Genomic DNA, 14,226 nt, shown 5'->3' with positions numbered 1-14,226 from the left:
TCGTGGACTTCGGCGAGCTGTTCGGCCGGGTCGGCCCGATCCTGGCGTTCCTGGTCTGCATCACCGTCATCGCCGAGTTGTCCGACCTGATCGGTGTGTTCCGGGCACTGGCCTACGGAGCCGCCCGGCTGGCCCGCGGGTCGGTGCTGGCGCTGTGGCTGCTGGTCGTCGTGGTGGCGACCGTTTCGGCCGCGGTCCTGTCGCTGGACACCACGGCGGTGCTGATCACACCGGTGGTGTTGGTGCTGGCTCGCCGGCTCGGGCTCAGTCTCGGCCTGTTCGCCTTCACCGCGGTCTGGCTGGCCAACACCGCGTCGCTGATCTTCCCGGTGTCCAATCTGACCAATCTGTTGGCGATGTCGTGGCTGGCCGGCGACACGGTCGGTCGTCCCGATCTGTCGACGATGGGCGGGTTCGCCGGGCTGATGTGGCCGCCGGCCGCCGCGGCCTGGTTGATCACCGTTGTCGCCCTGATGGTCATCTATCGCCGCCGGCTCCGCGGCCGCTATCAGCTGCCCGGCTGGCGCCCGGTGAGTGATCGCGTGTTGTTCGTGGTCGCCGCGGTGGTGTGCGCCGCGCTCGGCCCCGCCTTCGCGGTGGGAGTCGATGTGACCGTCGCCGCGGCGGTCGGGGCGGCGATCCTGGTGCTGGCCTATCTGCTCCGGCGGCCGCGTGCCCTGACCTGGAAGTTGCTGCCGTGGAAGATGGTGCTCGGCGTCGCGGCCCTGTTCGTGGTCGTCCAGTTCGCCCACGATCACGGTCTGGCGACGATGCTCGCGACGCTGGCCGGCCGCGGTGACTCCTGGCCGGCATTGCTGCGTTTCAGCGCCGTCGCGGCCGGCGGGTCGAACCTGATCGACAATCTGCCGGCGTATCTGGCGTTGGAGCCGCTGGCCGACTCCCCGGTGCGGATGGCGGCGTTGCTGGTCGGCGTGAACGCCGGGCCGTTGATCCTGCCCTGGGGGAGCCTGGCGACCCTGCTGTGGGCCGCTCGCTGCCGGTCGGCCGGGGTCCGGATCAGCTGGGCGAAGTTCGCCGTCCGCGGGCTGATTCTGGTACCCCTGTTGCTGCTCGGCAGCACTGCCGCCATCTCGCTCACCTGACTCACCGGCCAGCGGCGCGGGTGCCCCGGATCTGTGACGACACCCACAGGCGGTATGAATAGGGAGGACGACTGGCAACCGGTCGCCGAACGGCCGGGCCGGGGACCGAGACGAAGCTGTGACCGACGATGTCCGAGCTGGAGGAACAGGGATGTCCGAGCTGAAGGAACAGGCGACGAAGATCACCAGCCGGCCGGTGATCGCGCATCTGCTCCGGGCGAACACGCGATTCGGTGAACGCCTCGGCAACCAGTTCGGGGCCGCGATCACGTACTTCTCGGTGTTGGCGATCGTCCCGATCATCATGTTCGCGTTCTCGGTCCTGGGATTCATCCTGGTGGTCGCCATGCCGCAGCTGATGGACGAGACGTTGGGCAAGATCAACGAGGCGTTGGGCAGCATGGATGCCGGCACCCGGAAGAGCATCAGCGGGGTGATCGAGAACGCGTTGAAGAACTACGCGGCGATCGGCATCGTCGGCGCTCTGTCGGCGCTGTATTCCGGGGCGGGCTGGATGGGAAACCTGAAAGACGCCGTACGAGCCCAGTGGCGGCCCAGCTTCGACATGCAGGTCAAGAAACAGAACTTCTTGATCAAGACACTGAGCAACCTGGTCATCCTGCTCGGGCTGTTGATCATGATGGCGGTGACGTTCGGCATCGCATCGGTGTCGACCGCGCTGAGCGACAACATCATTGGCTGGATCGGACTGGACGACGTCGGCTGGCTCCGTCCGGTGCTGAAGCTGGTGCCGATCCTGGTCTCGGTCGGTGCCGGCTGGTTGATCTTCATGTACCTCTACATCGTGTTGCCCGAGACCCGCGAACCGTGGAAGTTCGTTCGTCGCGGGGCGTTGATCGGCGCCATCGGGTTGGGAGTGCTGCAGTATCTGACCAGCTTCTTGATCAGCAAGTTCGCCGGGAATCCTGCGGCGGCTCTGTTCGGGCCGGTGATCGCACTGATGCTGTTCTTCAACCTGTTCGCCCGCCTGATCCTGTTCGTCGCCGCCTGGATCGGCACCGCCGAGCACCCCGCCGAACCGGTGTTCGCCCAGGATCCGGATCAGATTTCGGCCGCCGACGCGCAGGTCATCGACGAGCTGCCTGCGGGTGCGGCCGCTGCACAGACGGATGCTGCTGCCGCAGAGAGCGGCACCTCGGGTACCGAAGCGGGGGATCGGGACACCGAGCAATCCACCGATCAAACAGGGGGCGGATCTCGACCTGAGGCAGGTCCTCCACAGCAGGCCCCCGAGGTCACGACCTCACCGGACGATCCACGCGGCCCGTGGTCGAAGACCCCCGGTCTGGTCCCGACGCCTGTCGCGGCCCGCTCGGTCAAGATCGGCACCCGCGCCGGCTACCTGGTCGGCGTCGCCACCGGAGTCGGAGCCGGATCGGTCATCGCCCAGCTGATCAGAAAGCTGCCGCGCCGTCGATGAACATTCGCAACTCGGACCTCGAACTGATCAAGCGACGCCGAAGCTGAAGACGGTCGTCGTCCGGTAGGTCTGGTCGGGACGCAGCACGGTCGACGGGTAGTCGGGCTGGTTGGGGGAGTCCGGATAGTGCTGGGTTTCCAGGGTGAAGGCATCGCCTTGGCGATAGATCGCCCCGGTCAGACCGGTGAAGGTCCCGTTCAGGAAGTTGCCGGAATAGATCTGCACGCCCGGCTGATCGGTCGCACAACGCAGCCAGCGTCCGGACCCGGGATGGTAGGCGGCCACCACGGGGCGCAGCTGCCCCGGCCGATAGTCGTTCAACGCCCAGTTGTGGTCATAGCCCTGGGTCAGCAGGAGTTGATCATCGTCCTGCCGCAGGTCTCGGCCGATCGGCTTGGGCCGACGGAAGTCGAACGGCGTGTCGCGCACCGGATCCAGCGGTCCGAGCGGGATCGACCCTTTGCCCACTGGCGTGTAGCGATCCGCGTTCACCTGCAGAAGTTGATCTTCGACCGTTCCTTCTCCCTCGCCGGCCAGATTGAAGTAGGCGTGGTTGGTCAGGTTGATGATCGTCGGCTTGTCGGTGGTCGCCCGGTAGTCGATCGTCAACCGAGCGAGTCGATCAAGTGTGTAGCGCACGGTGGTCCGCAACGTGCCGGGGAATCCCATGTCGCCGTCCGGACTGACCAGCGCGAACTCGACACCGACGCGATCGGCTTCCTGCACCGGCGTGGCTTTCCAGACCTGCTTGTCGAATCCGGTCGGACCGCCGTGCAGCGCGTTGTCGCCGTCGTTGGTCGGGATCTGGTAGTCGACCCCGTCGATGCTGAACTTGCCGGCCGCGATGCGATTGCCGTAGCGGCCGATCGTCGCACCGAAGTACGGGCTGTGGTCCTGGTAGTCGGCCAGGGTGGGCAGGCCGAGGATGATGCTGCGGCGGCGCCCGAACCGATCCGGCAGCTCGATCGACTGCAAGGTGGCGCCGTAGGTCAGCATCTTGATCAACACGCCGTGCGCGGATCCGAAGGTGTATCGCTCGACCGGATCGCCGTCGGTGGTGGTGCCGAACGGTTCGGAGCTGATCGTCAGCCGGCCGCGGTTCAACCCGGACCTGGTCGGGATACCGTCGCGGCCATCGGCGCGCGCGGGCGCGTGATCGGCTATCGCGGCGGCTGTCCCGAGCCCGACGGCACCGACGCCGGCCATCACCGAACGTCTGCTGATCCCGCGCCGGGTGTGCGCCGTCGGTCCGTCCGTCGGCGCCGGTTGATCATGATCATCCAGGTCATGATCAACAGGGAGGGCGTTGGCATCGGGCACGTGGTTCACGCTGGACATCGTTGTCTCCTCCGAACAGGTTCCCCGACACAGTGCGCCTCGACCGGCTTGCTACCCGGGTGACGCTGTGTCCGTCTGCTTCGTGACCGTACAACCGATGACGCCCGGCGGCAACGGTCCGGCTGCCGCGGCGTGAGCGCGGCACCCGGACCATCATCTGTCGATCAGGAGGCTGCCGGCTGCTGTCCGATCTCCTGCAGCAGGGTGCTGAACCAGTCGGTGCCGACGTCGAACGGCTTGCCACCGGCGATCCGCGGGAATTCGATCGCGCGCAACGTGTCGCCCTGCTCCTCGTCCTGCCCGATCACGCCGGACTCGCCCCGCAGTGCACTGTCCACGGCGAGGTCGGTCATCTGCCGGATCAGATGCAGATCCTGGTCGTTGGCCGGTGCGGAGCGGGAGAAGTAGCCCGACTTCTGCACCATCACCTTCTGCGCACCGAGACGTTCGGCGAACTGATCGCCGAACCAGGCGCCGGGGTTGATCTTGTCGAGTTTGACGTGGCCGAACGGATCGCGCGGGACCTCAGCGCCGGTGCGCTGCAATTCCTCCACGATCGCCTCGACGCCGGCGCCCTCGGAGATGAACAGGTTGACCGAGCCGAGCTCGTCCATCACGCCCCGCAGCCGGGTCGCCTCGGCGTCCAGATCGATCCCCGCCTCGGGCACGTAGACGCCGTGCACATCCCAGGCCCGCCCGTCCAGGCCGATCTCGGGCAGCCACTCCTGCTTGCCGACCCAGCGGTGGTATTCGGCGGCGGTGGCTGCGGTCAGCCAGCCGCAGTTGCGGCCCATCACCTCGTGGATGATCAGCATCCGGGACCCGGAATTGTGCTCGGCGATGATGTTCTGGGCGAAACGGGATCCCTGCTCGGCCGCCGTCCAGGCACCCAACGACTGCCGGATCGGGACGACGTCGTTGTCGATCGTCTTCGGCAGGCCGACGACGGTCAGGTCGTAGTCGTGCTCGGAGAGATAGGCGGCGAGGTCGGCGGCGGTGGTGTTGGTGTCGTCGCCGCCGATGGTGTGCAGCACGTCGACCTTGTCCGCGGTCAGTTGCTCGGCGGCGGCCTGCAGCGGATCGACGCCTTCGGCGACCAGGCCACGCTTGACCAGGTCGGCGGCGTTGGTCAGCTTGACCCGGGAATTGCCGATCGGCGAACCGCCGTAGCGATGCAGCAGATCGGCATGCTGGCGTACCGCGTCGGTGACGGTGATCGAGTCACCGCTCAGCAGACCTTGGTAGCCGTACTTGTAGGCGATGATCTCCGCATCCGGTGCCAGTTCGGTGTAGCGCTCGATCAGGCCGCCGATGGCCGATGACAGGCACGGCGCAAAACCGCCCGCCGTGAGCAACGCGATCCTGGAGACCTTCTTGGCAGCTGTGGGCACCACGCCATCCTTCGTCTGAGCTCGGGTCGATCCGTTCATCGACTGGTCGATTGGGTGCACAGACTAGTGAACTGTCAGCCCCCCGCCGCGACCGGTTCCAGATACCGTGCGCCGACACCGGTCGTCGCCGCCTCGTCGTCCGGATTCTGCAATGCGCATCGCTGCAGGCTCAGGCAGCCGCAGCCGATGCAGCCGTCGAGCTTGTCCCGCAGATTGACCAGCCGTTGGATCTGTTCGTCCAGCCGCGGACGCCAGTCCTTCGACAGCCGCGCCCAGTCGGCACGGGTCGGAGTCCGTCCCTCGGGCAGCGTCGACAGTGCCGCGCTGATCTCCTCCAGGCTGAGCCCGACCCGCTGTGCGGTCCTGATGAACGCCAGCCGGCGCAGCGTCGTACGGCGGAACCGGCGCTGATTGCCGGTGGTGCGTTCGGAGTGGATCAGCCCGTGCGTTTCGTAGAACCTGATCGCCGACGGCGCGACCCCCGAACGTGCCGAGAGGTCTCCGATGGCCAGGAGATCGGTCGTGTGCATGGCACGACCTTAGCTCGACCTCAACCGAGGTTGAGCTATCGACCGGATGACGGAACCCGGTCGGAAGTCGGCGCGAGCCGGGGAAAGGCGGGCTCTGCCGGTCCGAGCCGCAGCGTCTCGGTCGCCGCTACCGGGTCGCCGAGCACTCCGAGCAGGCGCGCGGCACCATCCGGGACGAACGCGGTCAACTCGACGGCGACCCGACGGCAGACCTGCAGCAGCGCCGCCAAGATCGTTCTGAGCTGTTCGCGGGCAACCGGGTCGCCGTCGACCGCCGGCCGGACATGCTGCCACGGTCGGGTCGCCTCGATCGCGGCGTTGGCTGCGGCGGCCACCTCGATGATGCGGGCCGTCGCCTGCCGATGGTTGAAGTCGTCCAGTGCGACGTCGATCCGCTCCGGCAGCGCCGCCGCGAGATCAGCGGCCCGCTGCAGCCCCGGCGGAACGGGGCGGGCCACGGCATCGGGCGGCCCGATCCGCACCTCGCCGCCGAGACCACGCTGCGCCAGCGCGACGGTCCGGTTGATCAGGTTGCCGACGGTGTTGGCCAGGTCCTCGGTGTAGCGGGACTTGAGCCGTTCCTCGCTGAAGTCGGTGTCGCCGACCGGCGTGACATCGCTGACCAACCACCAGCGGACGGCGTCCCGGCCGTACCGGGTGAGCAGGTCGTCCGGGTCGGACACGATGGCCGGGTCGGACGGTCTCGGCGAGCCGGATTTGGAGATCTTCCGGCCGCCGGTCTGCAGGTATTCGTGGATCGAGATCCGGGTCGGCAACGGTTCGCCGGCGGCCAGTAGCAGACCGAGCCAGTAGACGGCGTGGAATCGACTGATCCCCTTGCCGATGACGTGTAGGCGTTCGTCGGCCGCACACCACCGGCTGCGGTACCGGTCCTGATCAACTCCGTAGCCGGCGGCGCTGATGTAGTTGATCAACGCGTCGGCCCAGACGTAGACCGTCTGACTTTCGTCACCCGGTACCGGAACGCCCCAGCCGGCGGAGCGGCTGCTCGGCCGGGAGACACTGAAGTCGGCGAGCCCGGAGCGGACGAAGGACAGCACCTCGGCTCGTCGGTGAGCGGGCTGGACGGACACCGTGTTACTGGTGATCAACTCCTCGATCCGTTGCTGATAGCGGGAGAGTGCGAAGAACCAGTTCTGTTCGGTGACCTGATGCGGCGCGATCCGATGCTCGGGGCAGAGCCCGTCGACCAGGTCCTCGACCCGGTAGAACTGTTCGCATCCGGCACAGTAGCCACCGGTGTAGTCGCGGCGGTACAGGTCCGCGCTGATCGCCTGCCAGAGTTTGGTCACCGCCGGCCGGTGGCGTGGATCGGTGCCGGTCCTGATCACGTCGTCGTGGGAGCTGCCCAGTCTCTCGGCGAGCCGGATGAAGGCGTCCCCGTTGGTGGCGACGAAGTCGGCGACCTCGACACCAGCCGCGGCTGCGGCGGAGACGTTCTTGGCGGCATTGTCGTCGGTGCCGGTGAGGAAGCTGACCTGGTAGCCGCGCAGCCGACGGTGCCGGGCCAGCACGTCGGTCTGGACGAGCTCCAGGCCGTGGCCCAGATGGGGTCTGGCATTGACATAGGGGATAGCGGTGGTGATGTAGCTGATCATGATGACTCCTGGATGGATTCGCAGCCAGGAGTCACGACGGCGCTCCCTCCGACTGCGAGGGAACGAAAGACGTCGAACAGCGCCCGGGTTACCTCTGAGGTGGGCGCATCATCAGGCAGAACGGCGACATGAGCTCAATTGTGCGGCGCTGCTCCCGACGGTGTCGAATCCTTTACGCTGGCCGCATGCGATTCGATGATCAGGTCGTCTTCATCACCGGCGCTGCGCACGGTATCGGTGCGGCGACCGCTCGCCGGTTGCACCAGGAGGGAGCCCGGGTCGCGATCGCTGATCATGATCGCGACGCCGCCGAACGGACCGCCGCGGACCTGGCGGAGCGGGCGCTGGCGGTGACCTGCGACGTTCATGATCGGGACTCGGTGGACGCCGCGATCGCCGCCACCCTGGAGACGTTCGGGCGGTTGGACCAGTTGGTCGCGGTGGCCGGAGGCTCGGCCCCGATGCCGGACTTCGCCGAGCAGTCCGACGAACTGTGGAACGACCTGATCGACCTCAACCTGACCGGAGTGATGCGCTGCATCCGGGCGGCGCTGCCGGCCCTGCAGTGCAGCGATCGCCCGGCTGTCGTGATGGTCTCCTCGGTCAACGGGCTGGCCGCCTTCGGCGAGGAGTCCTACGGTGCGGCGAAGGCCGGATTGTCCAACCTGGCCAAGAATCTTGCGGTCCGGTACGGTCCGCGGAGAATCAGATTCAACGTCGTCGCACCGGGCACCATTCGGACCCGGGTCTGGGACCATCAGCCCGGATCACTGGAGCGGTTGAAGCGGTTCTATCCGCTGGGGCGGGTCGGCGAGCCGGAGGACATCGCTGCCGCGGTCGCGTTCCTGGGCTCCGCGGATGCGAGTTGGATCACCGGCATCACGCTGCCGGTCGAAGGCGGTGCGATGGCCGGGCCGTTGCATTTCTCCGGCCGGGCCTTCAACGATCCGGACCAGTGACCATCGACACCGGAACCGGCCGCTCAGCCGGTGGCATGATCGAGGTCCTGGTCGCGGGTCTCGGGCAGTCGGGTGACGCAGAGCAGTGAGATGACCGCGATCACCGAGATCATCACGCCGACGGCGAAGCTACCCGGCCCGGCCGCCAGCTTGACCGCGATCAGTGGCGGCAATGCACCGCCGAGGACACCACCGAGGCTGTAGGACAGCGCGGCACCGCTGTAGCGGTAGCGGGTGCCGAAGAGCTCGGGCAGGTAGGCGCCCATCGGGCCGAAGCTCAGTCCCATCAGCGCCAGACAGCCGGCCAGCGCGAGCCACATCAACGGGTAGCTCTTGGTGTCCAGCAACGGGAAGGTGACCAGACCCCAGACCACCGAGACCGAACAGGCGATGATCAACATCCGTTTCCGTCCGATTCGATCGGCCAGCGTCGCGCTGACCGCCGTACCGATGCCGAGCATGATCACCGCCAGCATCACCACGATCAGCATCGGCGTCTGGCCGATCCCGAGAACCGTGGTGGCGTAGCTGAGGCAGTAGGTGGTGGCGGTGTAGAACAGGGCGTACTGCACCATCATCACGCCGGCACCGAGCAACACCCGCTTCCACTGTTGGGTGATCAACTCCACGAACGGTGTCCGCGAGACCTGATCGTTCTCCATCACCCGGCGGAAGACCGGCGTCTCGGCAATGGTCAGCCGGACCCACAGACCGACCAACACCAGCAGGAAGCTGATCAGGAACGGAATCCGCCAGCCGAAGGTGGCGAAGGAGTCCGGTGCCGCGATCCGGGCCAGCAAGAAGGATCCGTTGGCCAGGATGAACCCGATCGCCGGGCCGAGCTGGGGGAACATCGCCCACCGGGCACGTTGCCCGGACGGCGCATGCTCGGTCGCCAGCAACGCCGCGCCACCCCACTCACCGCCGAGTCCGATGCCCTGCAGCACGCGGAGGATGACCAGCAGGATCGGGGCCAGCACACCGATCGTGCCGTAGCCGGGCAACACACCGACCAGGGCCGTACTGAGTCCCATCATCAGCAACGAGACGATCAAGATCGACTTCCGGCCGATCCGGTCGCCGAAGTGGCCGAAGATGGCCGCGCCGAGCGGGCGGGCCACGAACGCCACCGCGTACGTCGAGAACGCGGCCAGCGTGCCCGCGACCTGATCAAGCTCGGGAAAGAACGCCTTGTTCAGCACCAACGCCGCCGCCAGGCCGTAGGCGTAGAAGTCGAAGAACTCGATCGTCGTCCCGATAAAGCTCGCGGCGGCTACCTTCGGCATCGACTCTGTCTTGACCTGCTGGTGGTCGGCGCCTTCTTGCGATTGCATGATCAGCAACCTAGCGGTCGCGTCGTCAAATCTGTTGCAGGGTCTCGCGTTCTTCGGCTGCGTCGGTTGCGTCGGTGCGTCGGTTGCGCGGCATGAGTCTGGTTGTGGGCCGTTCGGTGTGGTTGAGGGCGCTCCCGCCCTCGAAGCCTCACCCGGTCTCGCAAGCTCGACCGGCTGAGTTTCAAACGCCCGCCCCACCCAGAGCGCCCTCAACCACACCGAACGGCAGGTTCGGCGGGCCGCTTGCCTTGGTTGGAGCTCGTCGCTCTCGATCAGCGATGCCTACCAACGGCGGACCTGAACTTGGCGAGGACTCGGTGAATCGAGGACCCTGAGCTTGTCGAAGGGTCTGGGCTCGACCAACGGCTCAGTCCATCAACAGGCTTTGGTCCCTGAGGTGGAGTCGATGCGCTCAGGTGCTTGGGGTGGTCTGAACCGCTCAATGGCTGGTGGGTCTAGCGGTAGTAGACCTCGAGTTCGGTGATGGAGGTGTAGTGGTCGGTGCCGCCGGGTTGGCCGATCAGGCGGATGCCGTCGCCGTGGGTGTCGTGGAAGGTGAAGCGGTATTCGGTGCCGTTCTCGATCGACGGGGCGTACGGGTAGTCGGGGGTCACGGTCAGGCCGGTGACGTCGTGCCAGATGAAGTCGCGGCGGACCTGGACGCGGAGGCCGCCGGCGTAGGCGGTGAACCAGCCACCGGCGGCGTCGGCCGGACCGGCGACGTAGATCAGTTCGTTCATCCGCTGTTGGGCGGGAAACAGGTAGCCCCAGAAATCGATGCCCTTGTTCATCTGGTCGTCGCTGGTCTCGTGCTGCTCCCGGTCGCCGTCATTGGCATAGTGCGGATGCGCGCTGCCGGCACAGATCTGGTAGCTGCGGACGCCGTCGACGGACCGCGCCAGATTGTCGTCACTGCGGGAGTTGCTCGGCCGACTCGGCCGGTACGGGGTCAACTCCACCCGGCGCAGATTGAAGTTGTAGTTGTCGTCCGGTTCCGGCACCGGTCCGACCCACCAGTTGCTCTGCAGCCACAGCTTGGTGCCGTCGGCGTTCACGTACTTCGACGGCATCGTGGTGCCGTAGCCGGCGTTCTTCGGAGTGTGTTCGGTGTCGGCCATCCGGCGCCACGGGCCGAGTCCGGTGTTGTGATATTTGAAGCGTCGCCACGGCCCCCACGGCTGCGGTGCCTCGAAGAATTCCAGGCCGCCGGCGGTCCAGGTGCTGTACAGGTAACGCCGCAGTGGCGCGTTGTAGAGCACGCCGCCCTGGGCGATGATCGTGTCCGAACCGTTCTTGCCCGGCCGCGGGTCGGGGTATCGGCGCATCGGCTCGTGCAGCACCGGCACCTTGTCGGTGATCCGGCTGCTCCAGCGCGGGCGATCCTGATCATCGAGGCCGACGAAGAACTCCCAGCGGGCTCGGTCCTGCACGGCGTCGTCGGGCACCCTGGCCAGATAGAGGTCGATCGGGTCGGGGACGATCCCGTTGAACGAGGCTCGCCAGTTCCAGTCCAGCCCGTAGGCGTACACGTAGCGTCCGTCGTCGGCACCGAGTGCCGGCACCGCATGCTCGGAGTCCTTGCCGAAGTCGGCGAACATGATCGTGGTGAAGCGGTAGTCGGTGAACATCGCCTGCTCGGTGATCTTCCAGGTCCGGCCGTGGTCGTCGGACCGGCTGATCGAGGCGTTCGGGACATCGTTGAAGGCGTCGTCGCCGTAGCGGAGGTCCTGGACGGCGAGGTACAGCACGCCGTTGACACAGACCATCCCGGTCGGCTTGCGGTTGAACAGCTTCGGGTCACCCCAGACCGCGGCCACCTGCGCCGACGCCGCCAGCCGCTCGCCGGTCAGACCGGTCTCGGGAGTGCCGGCGATCCGGTTGACGACCAGATCCTCGAACGTGTCGTCGGAGAATCCGCGGCCGTCGCCGTTGGCGGTGTAGACGTAGTCGTCCTCGGCCCAGCAGGTCGGCCACAGGTCTCCGTCGCTGCCCGGGGCGGCGTAACTGCCGGCCGGTTCGACCCAGGCCGATGCGAACGCGCTGCTGTTCTCCTGCGGCAACTGTGCTGGATCCACCGCATCCAGCAGGGTGTCGCTCGTGGCCTCCTGGGCGTGCGGTCCGCTGCGGTCGGGCACTCCATCTCCTTCGACGACGAAATCGATTTCACGCAATCTATCAAAGCCGCCGGACCGGCCGCGGTCGTGCGGCCGGTCCGGCGTTCCGACAACTCGGACGTCGGGGTCATTGGGTGTGGCTCGGGGGACCGTTAGGGTCTGAGAATGGCACGCTACTTCGACGTACACCCCCAGGATCCGCAGCGGCGCACGATCGGTCAGGCAGTCGAGTTGATCAAGGATGGCGGGCTGGTCGCCTATCCGACCGATTCCTGCTACGCCCTGGGCTGCCAGTTGGGCAACAAGGAAGGGTTGGAGCGGATCCGCGAGATCCGCAGCCTGGACGACAAGCATCACTTCACGTTGATCTGCCGGGACTTCTCCCAGCTCGGCCAGTTCGTCCAGATCGACAATGCGATCTTCCGCAGCATCAAGGCCGCCACACCGGGCAGCTACACCTTCATCCTGCCGGCCACCAAGGAAGTGCCGCGCCGGATGCTGCACCCGAAGAAGAAGACGGTCGGCGCACGGATCCCCGATCATCGGGTGGTGCAGGCGCTGCTCGCCGAGCTCGGTGAACCGCTGGTGTCCTCGACGCTGCTGTTGCCCGGTCAGGAGGATCCGATGACCCAGGGCTGGGAGATCAAGGAAGCGCTGGACAACCAGATCGACGCCGTCATCGACTCCGGCGACTGCGGACCGGACCCGACGACGGTGGTCGACTTCCGCTCACCGCAGCCCGAGATCGTACGGCGTGGTGCGGGGGACCCGTCGTTGTTCGAGTGAGCCCGGCAGCGGCAGTTCCGACCGGATCACACTCTGCCGCCGACCTCGATCGTGAATTGCTCGACCGGTTCCGGTGTCGACTGCCATCGCCGCTGCCTCCGTTCAGTAGTGTCCTGCCATGATCGGCAGCCCAGACACTCGCCTCGTCGTGCTGCGAGGCAATTCCGGGTCCGGCAAATCGACGGTGAGCCGGCGGCTGCGCCAACGCTTGGGCCGCGGCGTCGCCTGGGTCGAACAAGATCATCTGCGGCGGGTCGTGCTGGCCGAACATGATCGACCCGGGCTGCCCAACATCGGTCTGATCGACCAGACTGCGCGGTACGCCCTGGACGCCGGCTATCACGTCGTGTTGGACGGGATCCTGCTGGCCGACCGGTACGGCCCGATGATCAACGGGCTGATCTCCGACCACCGAGGGCGCAGCGGCCTGTTCTACTTCGACATCCCGGTCGAGGAGACGGTCCGCCGACATCGCAGCCGACCGCACGCGGCAGAGATCGGGGAGGGCCGGCTGCGGTCCTGGTACAACGCCGGCGACCAGCTCGGCCGGCCCGGCGAGTTGATCATCGGGCCCGGGTCGGCGGTGGACGCGACGGTGGAGTTGATCATCGGTCGGGTCGGTTTCCCGCCGGCTCCGATCTGCGATCGGACGCAGCCGGCCGACCATCTGGACGCCAACAGCTGAGCACGGCGACCGATGTCGTAGGTTGATTCCCGGCGTCCCGTCACCGACGCCGGGGGAGGAGCACGATGTCGGCCGAGATCATCGATGGCAGCGCCGTCGCCAAGCAACTGCTGGCCGAGACCGCCGCGCGGGCGAAGGCGTTCACCGAACGTGCCGGCCGTGCCCCGTGCCTGGCGACGGTGTTGGTCGGCCAGGATCCTGCGTCGATGAGCTACGTCAGGATGAAGCAGAACCGCTCGGCGAAGAACGGCATCGACTCCCGCAAGGTGGAACTGCCCGAGACCACGACCACCGACGAATTGATCGCGGCGATCACCGGGTTGTCCGACGATCCGCAGGTGGACGGGATCCTGCTGCAGCATCCTGTGCCGGAACAGATCGACGAACGCGCCGCCTTCGAGGCCATCGCGCCCCGCAAGGACGTCGACGGCGTCACCATGCACAGCCTGGCCGCGACCGCATTGGACCTGCCCAGCTTCCACTCCTGTACACCCGAAGGCATCGTCCGGCTGTTGGACAGCTATCGGGTCGAGCTGGCCGGCAAGCGCGCCGTCGTGATCGGACGAAGCCCGATCCTCGGAATGCCGGTCGGGCTGCTGCTGCTCGGCCGCAACGCCACCGTCACCTACTGCCACTCCGGGACGGTCGATCTCGCCGACCAGGTACGGCAGGCCGACGTGGTCGTGGCTGCGGTCGGACGACCGGAGTTGATCAAGGGCGAATGGATCAAGCCCGGCGCGGTGGTGGTCGACGCTGGCTACAACCCGGGCAACGTCGGCGATGTCGAACAGGCCGTCGCCGTGGAACGGGCGAGCATGATCACGCCCGTCCCCGGTGGCGTCGGTCCGATGACGATCGCCGTTCTGCTGGCCCAGACCGTGGCCGCTGCCGAGGCGTCCCTCGGCTGATTGCCCTTCGACAGGCTT

The 14,226-nt window shown here is 66.9% G+C and carries 12 protein-coding genes; 6 read left to right on the top strand and 6 right to left on the bottom strand.

The features are described from left to right. Positions 1 to 2 precede the first annotated feature (2 nt). Together BLU38_RS30155 and BLU38_RS30150 are read left to right on the top strand one after the other, a co-directional pair. Entirely contained in the window at positions 3 to 1,103 is a 1,101-nt protein-coding gene (locus BLU38_RS30155; protein ID WP_091531189.1) for an SLC13 family permease, read from the top strand. A 151-nt stretch (positions 1,104 to 1,254) separates the two neighbouring features. Further along, positions 1,255 to 2,544: a YhjD/YihY/BrkB family envelope integrity protein gene (locus BLU38_RS30150; protein WP_091531186.1), complete on the top strand. Its 1,290-nt coding sequence runs from the start codon at positions 1,255 to 1,257 to the stop codon at positions 2,542 to 2,544. 27 nt (positions 2,545 to 2,571) lie between these two features. On the opposite strand, the gene BLU38_RS30145 is transcribed toward BLU38_RS30150, so the two are convergent. From BLU38_RS30145 to BLU38_RS30130, 4 genes are all read right to left on the bottom strand, one after another. Next, positions 2,572 to 3,882, bottom strand: coding sequence for an aldose epimerase family protein (locus BLU38_RS30145; RefSeq protein ID WP_091531183.1), 1,311 nt, complete (start codon positions 3,880 to 3,882; stop codon positions 2,572 to 2,574). A 164-nt stretch (positions 3,883 to 4,046) separates the two neighbouring features. After that, positions 4,047 to 5,273 (bottom strand): pyrophosphate--fructose-6-phosphate 1-phosphotransferase, encoded by a 1,227-nt coding sequence (locus BLU38_RS30140; RefSeq protein ID WP_231920102.1) that lies wholly within the window; start codon positions 5,271 to 5,273, stop codon positions 4,047 to 4,049. A gap of 74 nt (positions 5,274 to 5,347) precedes the next feature. Beyond that, complete coding sequence (gene soxR / locus BLU38_RS30135) at positions 5,348 to 5,803, bottom strand: redox-sensitive transcriptional activator SoxR (protein WP_091531178.1); 456 nt, start codon at positions 5,801 to 5,803, stop codon at positions 5,348 to 5,350. A 35-nt stretch (positions 5,804 to 5,838) separates the two neighbouring features. Beyond that, positions 5,839 to 7,422 carry a methionine--tRNA ligase gene (locus BLU38_RS30130; protein WP_091531175.1) on the bottom strand — a complete coding sequence of 528 codons (1,584 nt, stop codon included), beginning with the start codon at positions 7,420 to 7,422 and terminating at the stop codon, positions 5,839 to 5,841. A 185-nt stretch (positions 7,423 to 7,607) separates the two neighbouring features. On the opposite strand from BLU38_RS30130, the gene BLU38_RS30125 reads away from it, so the two are divergent. Then, complete coding sequence (locus tag BLU38_RS30125) at positions 7,608 to 8,381, top strand: SDR family NAD(P)-dependent oxidoreductase (RefSeq protein ID WP_091531171.1); 774 nt, start codon at positions 7,608 to 7,610, stop codon at positions 8,379 to 8,381. A 23-nt stretch (positions 8,382 to 8,404) separates the two neighbouring features. Here BLU38_RS30125 and BLU38_RS30120 read toward each other — a convergent pair whose 3' ends face one another. Both BLU38_RS30120 and BLU38_RS30115 read right to left on the bottom strand, forming a co-directional pair. Then, the gene (locus BLU38_RS30120) at positions 8,405 to 9,715 is read right to left on the bottom strand and encodes an MFS transporter (protein ID WP_091533428.1); all 1,311 of its coding nucleotides are present in this window, start codon (positions 9,713 to 9,715) and stop codon (positions 8,405 to 8,407) included. A gap of 455 nt (positions 9,716 to 10,170) precedes the next feature. After that, on the bottom strand, positions 10,171 to 11,850 hold the full coding sequence (locus BLU38_RS30115; RefSeq protein WP_157683874.1) for a DUF4185 domain-containing protein: 1,680 nt from the start codon (positions 11,848 to 11,850) through the stop codon (positions 10,171 to 10,173). Positions 11,851 to 11,994: 144 nt separating this feature from the next. Here BLU38_RS30115 and BLU38_RS30110 point away from each other — a divergent pair, with 144 nt between their 5' ends. The 3 genes from BLU38_RS30110 (at position 11,995) to BLU38_RS30100 (ending at position 14,208) form a co-directional block, all read left to right on the top strand. After that, entirely contained in the window at positions 11,995 to 12,615 is a 621-nt protein-coding gene (locus BLU38_RS30110; RefSeq protein ID WP_091533426.1) for an L-threonylcarbamoyladenylate synthase, read from the top strand. A 118-nt stretch (positions 12,616 to 12,733) separates the two neighbouring features. After that, positions 12,734 to 13,300 carry an AAA family ATPase gene (locus BLU38_RS30105; protein WP_091531164.1) on the top strand — a complete coding sequence of 189 codons (567 nt, stop codon included), beginning with the start codon at positions 12,734 to 12,736 and terminating at the stop codon, positions 13,298 to 13,300. A 65-nt stretch (positions 13,301 to 13,365) separates the two neighbouring features. Further along, positions 13,366 to 14,208 (top strand): bifunctional 5,10-methylenetetrahydrofolate dehydrogenase/5,10-methenyltetrahydrofolate cyclohydrolase, encoded by an 843-nt coding sequence (locus BLU38_RS30100; RefSeq protein ID WP_091531161.1) that lies wholly within the window; start codon positions 13,366 to 13,368, stop codon positions 14,206 to 14,208. Positions 14,209 to 14,226: the final 18 nt, after the last annotated feature.

It is taken from the genome of Microlunatus soli (assembly GCF_900105385.1).
Taxonomy (GTDB): Bacteria; Actinomycetota; Actinomycetes; order Propionibacteriales; family Propionibacteriaceae; genus Microlunatus; species Microlunatus soli.
The sequence above is the reverse complement of the archived record's forward strand: the minus strand, read 5'-3'. Positions and strand labels throughout refer to the sequence as shown.

Coding starts and splice junctions, on each gene's coding strand:
- soxR (WP_091531178.1), bottom strand. CDS start 5,803: ATGCACACGACCGATCTCCTGGCCATCGGAGACCTCTCGGCACGTTCG.
- BLU38_RS30150 (WP_091531186.1), top strand. CDS start 1,255: ATGTCCGAGCTGAAGGAACAGGCGACGAAGATCACCAGCCGGCCGGTG.
- BLU38_RS30100 (WP_091531161.1), top strand. CDS start 13,366: ATGTCGGCCGAGATCATCGATGGCAGCGCCGTCGCCAAGCAACTGCTG.
- BLU38_RS30120 (WP_091533428.1), bottom strand. CDS start 9,715: ATGCAATCGCAAGAAGGCGCCGACCACCAGCAGGTCAAGACAGAGTCG.
- BLU38_RS30105 (WP_091531164.1), top strand. CDS start 12,734: ATGATCGGCAGCCCAGACACTCGCCTCGTCGTGCTGCGAGGCAATTCC.
- BLU38_RS30125 (WP_091531171.1), top strand. CDS start 7,608: ATGCGATTCGATGATCAGGTCGTCTTCATCACCGGCGCTGCGCACGGT.
- BLU38_RS30110 (WP_091533426.1), top strand. CDS start 11,995: ATGGCACGCTACTTCGACGTACACCCCCAGGATCCGCAGCGGCGCACG.
- BLU38_RS30145 (WP_091531183.1), bottom strand. CDS start 3,882: ATGTCCAGCGTGAACCACGTGCCCGATGCCAACGCCCTCCCTGTTGAT.
- BLU38_RS30130 (WP_091531175.1), bottom strand. CDS start 7,422: ATGATCAGCTACATCACCACCGCTATCCCCTATGTCAATGCCAGACCC.